Source organism: Desulfobulbaceae bacterium (genome assembly GCA_013792005.1).
Lineage (GTDB): Bacteria > Desulfobacterota > Desulfobulbia > Desulfobulbales > VMSU01 > VMSU01.
In genome coordinates, this window is record VMSU01000005.1 from 1 (window position 1) to 8,249 (window position 8,249).

The following is an 8,249-nucleotide window of genomic DNA, read 5'->3' on the forward strand; positions in this document are numbered from 1 at the left end:
AAAGTAGGTCTTAGTGATCCGGCGATTCCGCATGGAAGGGTCGTCGCTCAACGGATAAAAGGTACGCCGCGGATAACAGGCTTATCTCCCCCAAGAGTCAATATCGACGGGGCGGTTTGGCACCTCGATGTAGGCTCATCACATAATGGGGCTGGAGCAGGTCCCAAGGGTTTGGCTGTTCGCCAATTAAAGCGGTACGCGAGCTGGGTTCAGAACGTCGTGAGACAGTTCGGTCCCTATCTGCCATGGGCGTTGGATGTTTGAGGGGTCCTGCTTCTAGTACGAGAGGACCGGGATGGACGAACCGCTGGTGTTCCTGTTGTCTCGCCAGAGGCATAGCAGGGTAGCTACGTTCGGAAGGGATAACCGCTGAAAGCATCTAAGCGGGAAGCCCACCCTAAGATAAGATATCCCGTGGTGAATGCCACCTGAAGGCTCGTCGAAGACTACGACGTCGATAGGCCAGGTGTGGAAGTGCAGTAATGCATGGAGCTAACTGGTACTAATCAGCCGTGAGGCTTGGCCATAATTTTTTTATATCACCTAAGTTGCAGTACAAGACAAACTAAAGAAATGCTATTCAGTTATCGGAATTTTTATATAGTAGTATTCCGAAACATTAACAAACCAACGCATCGGATGTTAATGTTATAATGTTTTCATGGATGAGATAACGATCCGTGAAACATTAAAAACAAGTTTTAAAGTTTTACCGACCAACACACCGGTCGTTAAACTAAAATTCAAGTTTTCGGTGGTCATAGCGAAGAGGACACACCCGTTCCCATTTCGAACACGGAAGTTAAGCTCTTCAGCGCCGATGGTACTGCCAGGGTGACTTGGTGGGAGAGTAGGTCACTGCCGAATTTATTTTTTAAGGTTCCTTGCCAACTAGGCAAGGAACCTTTTTTTTTGTCCATTCGAGTCCCCTTCCACCTCTTTTACTCTTGTTTTTTACCCACCTGTGGATACAATGCTTTTAGTGTTCGCTTTTACTACTATTTTACTGAGGTGGAAGTATGATGAAACGTCTGAAGAGAGATCTGCGTATTTTTTTGGTCACTGCCTGTGCGCTGCTTATATGTTTAGGATCTGCTCAAGGTGATGTAGCTGGTCAGGAAAACGCTGACAAGCATATCCGAGTTGGTATTTATAACAATTTTCCAGTCATTTATGAAAAGGGCGGTCAACCTACAGGATTTCATCTTGAGATATTAAAGGATGTTGCCAAAAAAGAAGGATGGATACTCTCCTATTCTTTTTATACTTCTCTAAAAAATGTGATCCAGAGTCTTGAAACTGGATCGATTGATCTTGGGTTAGGTGTTGAACCAACCAAGGAGAGGCGTCAGTTTCTCGATTTTACAAGCGAAAAAAATGCCGTTCAGACTGGACAGATCTTTGTCAAATCAGGGGTTACTGACGTTCAGACGATGAACGATCTAAATGAGAAGACAGTTGTGGTCTTGTCTCACAGCGTTGCTGGCGAGTATTTAGCGGAGACCTGCGAGAGGTTGAAAATTAATACGATTCTCAAACGTGTAAATTCCTACCAGGAAATGGCTGAGGCAGTTGCTACTGGAAGCGTGGATGCAGGACTTTTTAATGATTATCATCGTCAGAATCTGACCCCGATCTACAAAATTCAATATACACCAATTGTTTTCAAATCGACTGAAGTTCAATATGCCGTTCCTAAGAATGAAAATTCTTTTCTTATAGAGAGTTTGGATAAGTATTTGAAAGAAGGAAAAACAACAAATAAAGCCACTTATCATCAATTAGAGAAGAAATTTTTCCCTGAGCTTTCTACTTTAGCTCCTGGTGGGTGGGAAAAGCGGGAGATTATTATCGCAATATGTTTGTGTATGCTGCTTGTGGTACTTGCCATTATGATTGGCATTGTGTTGCCGAATTTTTCAAAAGAGACGACCCTTGCCAGTTTTGCCCGAGAAGATGTTCAGCATGTCATTAAATTTGTCATTGGAGCAACGGTCTTTTTTTGGGTGTTGGATTCTTTTGCCGCATGGGTGATGTTTAATGATGTGCAGAAGTTGACGTTATTTGAATGGCTATTGACTGACATTCCTTCTGAGAATTTGTATATCCGTGGAGTCTTGTTTCTTGTGGCAAGTGTCTTTGGTCTATATTTGATAAAATATCTTTATAAATATCAGCAATTAGTCGATGTGCTTATCGTTAGCCTCAATCGATTTGAGCAATTGACTGATAATGCCCGGGATATGCTTTTTCGGATGTCTCTCCCTGCTGGTGAATATGAATTTGTGAGTAAGGCTTCGCTCGATATTTTTGGTTATACTCCGTCTGAGTTCTATCAGGAACCTCTTTTCATCAAACAAATTGTTCATCACGATTGGCAAACATATTTTTCCGAACAGTGGGAAAATCTATTGACAGGCAAGGTGCCTCATTGTTTCGAGTATCAGGTGATAAATAAAGCTGGGCATATTCGCTGGATCAATCAACGGAATACGGTATATTTTAATGAATCTGGGAAGCCGTATGCACTTGAGGGGATAGTAACCGACATTACAGATCAAAAAATATTGAATATGAATGTCAATGCCAAGAACGATAATTCTGTTGAATAGTCTTTTCGAAGTAAGAAAAAGATGATTTGGAGAGAAATGAAGTTGAATCGATAGGCGAGAGACTTGTTGCCTACTGATGAGCTACTCAGATTTAATTATCGGGAAGTTGACTTCGGCTTCCGATGGTCTGATGTAGTCTGGAATAGCGCTGACGGGGTCGAGGAATTGTCCTTGCCGATACTTGTATAGTGCGCAATGGCCCAAAGCCGCTGCACGAATAAAAAAGAGTTCTGTACTGGCGAAATTTGCCCGTTTTCCCAAAATTTTCGACAAGGTGTCGTGATACAATTGACTGCCGTCCCCGAGGAAAAGCACATCATTATTGATTAGTTGCGCCAGAGCCTCAGGATCAATCGCAACAACATCGCCTATCCTCCGAGGGGGTCCGTCTCCGGCATAACGGTAAAAAGCGGTGTATACTTCGTGCTTTCTCGCATCAATCATTGGACAGATCATTTTGTCGGTCCATGGGAGCTGACACGCCAGGGTGGTGAGAGAGCTGACTCCAATGAGAGGTTTTCCAGTCGCCATGGCCAGCCCTTTGGCGGTTGTCAGGCCGATGCGTAGTCCGGTGAAACTGCCTGGTCCCGAGCTGACAGCGATAGCGTCAATGCGGTCCCAGGTGAAATTAGTGTCTGCCATCAACTGTTGAACAGTAGTGAGTAGTCTTCTGGAGTGGGTGATTGATGTGGTAAGCGAATATTCGGCAAGGCAGAGTCCTGCAGAGATCAGGGCAACGCTGCCACACATGGTTGCATTTTCAATGGCCAGGATGATTGGGCCGGTGACCACTGTCGATCCGTGCCTTGCCATATTCTCTTACCCTTTGCCGAAGAGACGGGCAAAGTCGTTATAGAAAACGAAGAGCATCAGTGAGCCGAGCAGGAACATGCCGACTTGTTGCAGAATTTCCTGAGCGCGTAAGGTCAATGGTTTCCTCCGCAGCGCCTCGATGGAAAAGAATACCAGGTGACCACCATCAAGGATGGGGATAGGGAAAAGATTGATGATGCCGAGGTTGACGCTTAGAACCGCCATGAAGGAGAAGAGGCTGATCCATCCTGCTTCCATCTGCTGGCCTGCCATTTGAGCGATCATTATCGGGCCTCCGATCTGTGAGGCCGGGATCACCCGTTGGATAATCTTCCATAGACTCAAGACGGTCAATTCGATATAAAACCAGGTCTGTTCGACGCCTTCGATAAAGGCTCCGGAGAGGGTGGCCGGTTCATAGCGCAATGATTGCTTCTGGGAGATGCCAAGCAGAAAGCGGGTATCAACCACTTCACCGAAGATATTCTTGACCTCGGAGGTGGTGGGGGCGCCGGTTGCGTCGATGAGTTCTGCTCCGCGTTTGATGGAGACCGTAAGTTCTTTCCCTCCGCTTTTTTTCACCGATTCCGACACTTCTGACCAAGATGTTATTGCTTTGCCGTCAATGGCAACGACGATGTCACCTGGCTTGAGTCCGGCTTGTTCGGCAGCTGAACCTGGCGAAATCTCACCAATTTCGGTGGTTGGGAGGGGGTGGGGGATGCCGGTGATGAGAATTACCACTGTAAAAATAACGATGGCAGAAATCAGGTTAGATATTGGACCGGCTAAGACAACCATAAATCGTTTCCAAACGGATTTGGCGGCAAAGGAACGTCCTGCCATTTCTGCTGATACCGTTTCATTTGGTTGTTCGCCCAGCATCTTTACATAGCCTCCAAGGGGCAAGGCGCTGAGTAGATATTCTGTTTCGCCAATCTGTTTAGCTATGATTTTGGGTCCAAAACCAAGAGAAAATTTAAGGACTTTGATTCCAAAGAATTTGGCAGTGATAAAGTGTCCGAATTCATGGACAAAAATCAATACTCCCAGGACAATAATAAAAGAAACGATTGAGTTCATTGTGGGTGTGTAGGTATGGGTGGATGATTAGGAGGGAGGTCGGGGCAGGTGGTAGACCCGCCTTGCTTTTGGCGTTTAGCTATGGACATGGCCTCAATAATTGATTCGGCCTGGACCCTAGCAGCCAGATCAGCCTCAAGGATGGTGGTTAAGTCAATCGCTGGTCCCCCTGCAGTCCTGGTCATGGTTTCAGCAACACAGAGAGCGACTTCAGGAAATCGGATGCGGTGGGCAAGAAATGCGGAGACCGCCACCTCGTTGGCAGCATTGAGGATGGCCGGCATCAAGCCACCCTGCTTGCACGCTTGATACGCCAGTTTGAGGCTGGGGAATCGGTTGAAATCTGGGGCATGGAACGTCATACTTTGCTTGATCAGGTTAAGGGATGGTAAGTTGAGCTTGATCCGTTCCGGGTAGGTTAAAGCATAGGCTATGGGAATTTGCATATCGGGCACCCCCATCTGCGAGATGATTGATCCATCAATATATTCAACCATAGAGTGGACTACGCTTTGAGGATGAATGAGGACCTCGATTTTTTCTAACGGGATATCGAAAAGGAACTTGGCCTCAATCACTTCCAGCCCCTTATTCATCAGGGTGGCTGAGTCGATTGAAATTTTGTTGCCCATGCTCCAGTTCGGGTGTTTAAGAGCTTGTTCTGGCGTGACGTTCCAGAGATCAGCCGCTGCCATGTTGCGGAATGGACCGCCTGAGGCGGTGAGGATGATTCGGTTGATATCTTCCTTGCGTCCGGCGGAAAGGGCTTGAAAAATGGCGTTATGTTCACTGTCTACAGGGAGCAAGGTTATTTTGAGCCGTGCGACGGCCTCCATGATCAGCGGGCCGGCCATGACCAGAGTTTCCTTGTTTGCCAAGGCAATGTCTTTCCCTGCCAGTACTGCCGCAACAGTGGGCGGGAGTCCGGCTGCACCGACAATTGCTGAAACCACCATGTCGGCGCTGGGCAGGGTGGCGACTTGTTCTGCTCCGTGTTGTCCCCAACTCAGTTTATTGTGCCATTCAGGGCTAAGGTTTTGACGGAGCGCAATCATATCTTTTTCGGTTTCCACCGAAACCATGGTTGGGCGGAAAGCCTCAAGCTGTTCTTTCAGCAGGACGATATTACGGCCAGCTGCCAGACCAATAACCCGGAAGCGGCCAGGATACTGGCGTACTACTTCCAGCACGTTGCGGCCGATGGACCCGGTTGATCCGAGAATAGAGAGGTGTTTCACGAAAGACTGACCATTTTCTTAGATGAGGTTGAAATGGATGAGATAATACATCGTGGGAGCCGCAGTAAGGAGTGAATCAATTCGATCAAGGATACCCCCATGACCGGGCAGAATTGTGCCTGAGTCTTTTACCCGGCAGGACCGCTTGATTATTGATTCGGTCAGGTCGCCTCCAACTCCAATCAGGGTTATCATGATAGTGGCAAAAAACATTGTGATAGACGAGATATGGGGAAGAAGAAAAATTTTAGCAATCATCACCAGAACAAGACTTGCTATCATGCCGCCAATGAGGCCTTCCACCGTTTTGGCCGGGCTGATGGCCGGACAGAGTTTTGTTTTACCAAAGTTTGAACCTGCGTAGTAAGCGCCGGTATCTGAGGCAATGGTGATGATAGTCAGGATGACAAGCCACGCCACACCATGGGGCAAAGCCACAAGAAGTGACAGGTGGGAGGCCCCGAGACTGATTAAGGTCAGGCCACAGCACAGTTTGGTAAGGAGTATAAAGCCATTGTCGAGTCTCGCGTATTGAGTAAAGAGGAGCAGCGCTGAGGCGAAAATGGAGATGAAAAAGCCGGCGAAGACCAGATCGGGTCTCATTCCTAAGGCGGCAATAAAAGGGATGAGACCGATAATGATCGCTATTGGTTTGATTCGTGCCTCATCCTTACTTAAGCACATGGAAAAGTATTCGTGTAAAGCAAGCCCGCCGATGGCAGTGAATACCAGCCAGAGAAGGGTAAAGGACTGGGAGAAAAGCAGGGCCAGCCAAATAACGCTGATAATCAGTCCTGTTGTGAGTCGGTTCATTTAGGCTGTATCCTGTGGTGTCGCAGTTATCTGCTCTCCCGTCTTGCCAAACCGCCGTTGCCTTCGCTGGTAGTCGGCGATGGCTATTTTAAGTTGCGGTTTCCTGAAATCTGGCCAATGAGTGTTGGTGATGTAAATTTCGGAGTATGATGCCTGCCAGAGCAAAAAATTACTGAGTCTTGATTCTCCACCGGTGCGAATGATGAGGTCCGGGTCTGGCAGTCCGCTGGTGTAGAGATTGGCGCTGATGATCTCGGTGTCAATGGCATCAGGATGGAGGGTTTTTTCCAGGCATTGCTGGGCGATGAGTCGGACAGCACGAATAATTTCATCCCTGCTGCCATAACTTAAGGCCAGATTTAACACCATGCCGGTATTGTTTGCAGATTGGTTGATGGAGTTATTTAGCACTTCTCGGACATCGACAGGGAGTTTTTCTATCTGGCCGATAGCTTTTAGTTTGATATTGTTTTCGATGAGGTTGTTTAATTCTCTCACCAGAAAGGTTTTAAGCAAGGACATCAGAGTCGATACTTCCTGGGCCGGACGCTGCCAGTTTTCTGAAGAGAAGGCATAGAGCGTAAGGACCTTGACGCCAAGCAGGCGGCTGGCCTTAATGATGTTCAAGACCGAGTCGACCCCTGCCTTATGTCCCATGGTCCGGAGGAGTTTGTGGCTCTGGGCCCAGCGGCCATTGCCGTCCATGATAATGGCAATGTGGGGCGGGATATTGTCGAGATCGAGTTGTGGTAATGGTGTCATCGTGGCAGGGTGTGGGCAAAGTGTATCGTAAACGTTCACCGGGCACCCCATCTGCTTTGTCAGCGGCTTGCTCATGTGCAACTAGCACACTTCGCAGATCGCTTTATTGGCCGACGAAGCGGGTCAATATAAATCGCGCATCTGGGGTACCCGGTAAACGTTTACAGTCGGTGAAATCCGCCGTTCAACGCTTCTGGTGAACGATTACAGTGTATCACTGATTTGCCCAGGGGGCTCGGTCGGAAATAATCAAACTTCCATAACCTCTTTTTCCTTCTCCGCCATGGAATCATCAATCTGTTTGATGAAGGCGTCGGTCTCTTTCTGGGCGCTGTCTTGAAGTGTAAAGAGGTCGTCCTCTGAAATTTCTTTATCCTTCTTCATCTTTTTGGCGATGTCAATGGCGTCACGTCGGTTATTACGAACTGCCACCTTAAACTCCTCGCCTATCTTCTTGACCTGTTTAACTAGATCTTTACGGCGGTCTTCGGTCAACTGAGGAATGCTCAGCCGAATTACTTTGCCATCGCTCACCGGATTCAGACCAATATTGGCTTTAAGGATCGCTTTGTCAATGACGTTGATAAGTTGAGTGTCCCAGGGTTGAATAACGATCATCCGGCTTTCTGGAATGGTGATGGATGCAACCTGGTTTAAGGGCATCTTTGAGCCGTATGACTCAACTTTGATGCCATCGAAGATGGATAATGAGGCACGACCGGTGCGAATTTTGGTTAACTCACGGCGGTAGGCCTCAATGCTTTTGGCCATTTTGTCGCGCATTTCGCTGATAATCTGATCCATTATTGCCTCCTTTATCCTTTGATGATGGTGCCAACTGGCTTGCCGCATACCGCGTTAGCGATATTGCCAGAAATATTCATGTTAAAGACCATTATTTGGATGTTATTTTCCATAGCTAGGGAGA

The 8,249-nt window shown here is 47.4% G+C and carries 7 protein-coding genes and 2 rRNA genes; 3 read left to right on the top strand and 6 right to left on the bottom strand.

The window, feature by feature from the left end:
- From FP815_00170 to FP815_00180, 3 genes are all read left to right on the top strand, one after another.
- Nucleotides 1-528, top strand: a 23S ribosomal RNA gene (locus FP815_00170); the annotation flags it as partial.
- Between the two features lie 222 nt (nt 529-750).
- A 5S ribosomal RNA gene (gene rrf, locus FP815_00175) occupies nt 751-867 on the top strand.
- A gap of 152 nt (nt 868-1,019) precedes the next feature.
- A complete protein-coding gene (locus FP815_00180; GenBank protein MBA3013356.1) occupies nt 1,020-2,612 on the top strand; it encodes a transporter substrate-binding domain-containing protein in 1,593 nt (530 codons plus the stop codon).
- A gap of 81 nt (nt 2,613-2,693) precedes the next feature.
- Here the strand turns inward: FP815_00180 and tsaB are convergent, their stop codons facing one another.
- From tsaB to FP815_00210, 6 genes are all read right to left on the bottom strand, one after another.
- Nucleotides 2,694-3,425, bottom strand: coding sequence for a tRNA (adenosine(37)-N6)-threonylcarbamoyltransferase complex dimerization subunit type 1 TsaB (tsaB, locus tag FP815_00185; GenBank protein MBA3013357.1), 732 nt, complete (start codon nt 3,423-3,425; stop codon nt 2,694-2,696).
- 6 nt (nt 3,426-3,431) lie between these two features.
- On the bottom strand, nt 3,432-4,508 hold the full coding sequence (gene rseP, locus FP815_00190; protein ID MBA3013358.1) for an RIP metalloprotease RseP: 1,077 nt from the start codon (nt 4,506-4,508) through the stop codon (nt 3,432-3,434).
- Complete coding sequence (locus tag FP815_00195; protein ID MBA3013359.1) at nt 4,505-5,746, bottom strand: 1-deoxy-D-xylulose-5-phosphate reductoisomerase; 1,242 nt, start codon at nt 5,744-5,746, stop codon at nt 4,505-4,507. The genes rseP and FP815_00195 overlap by 4 nt, the downstream gene beginning before the upstream one ends.
- Nucleotides 5,747-5,764: 18 nt before the next feature.
- Nucleotides 5,765-6,559: a phosphatidate cytidylyltransferase gene (locus FP815_00200; GenBank protein ID MBA3013360.1), complete on the bottom strand. Its 795-nt coding sequence runs from the start codon at nt 6,557-6,559 to the stop codon at nt 5,765-5,767.
- On the bottom strand, nt 6,560-7,321 hold the full coding sequence (locus tag FP815_00205; GenBank protein ID MBA3013361.1) for an isoprenyl transferase: 762 nt from the start codon (nt 7,319-7,321) through the stop codon (nt 6,560-6,562).
- A 249-nt stretch (nt 7,322-7,570) separates the two neighbouring features.
- A complete protein-coding gene (locus FP815_00210; protein MBA3013362.1) occupies nt 7,571-8,125 on the bottom strand; it encodes a ribosome recycling factor in 555 nt (184 codons plus the stop codon).
- Nucleotides 8,126-8,249: the final 124 nt, after the last annotated feature.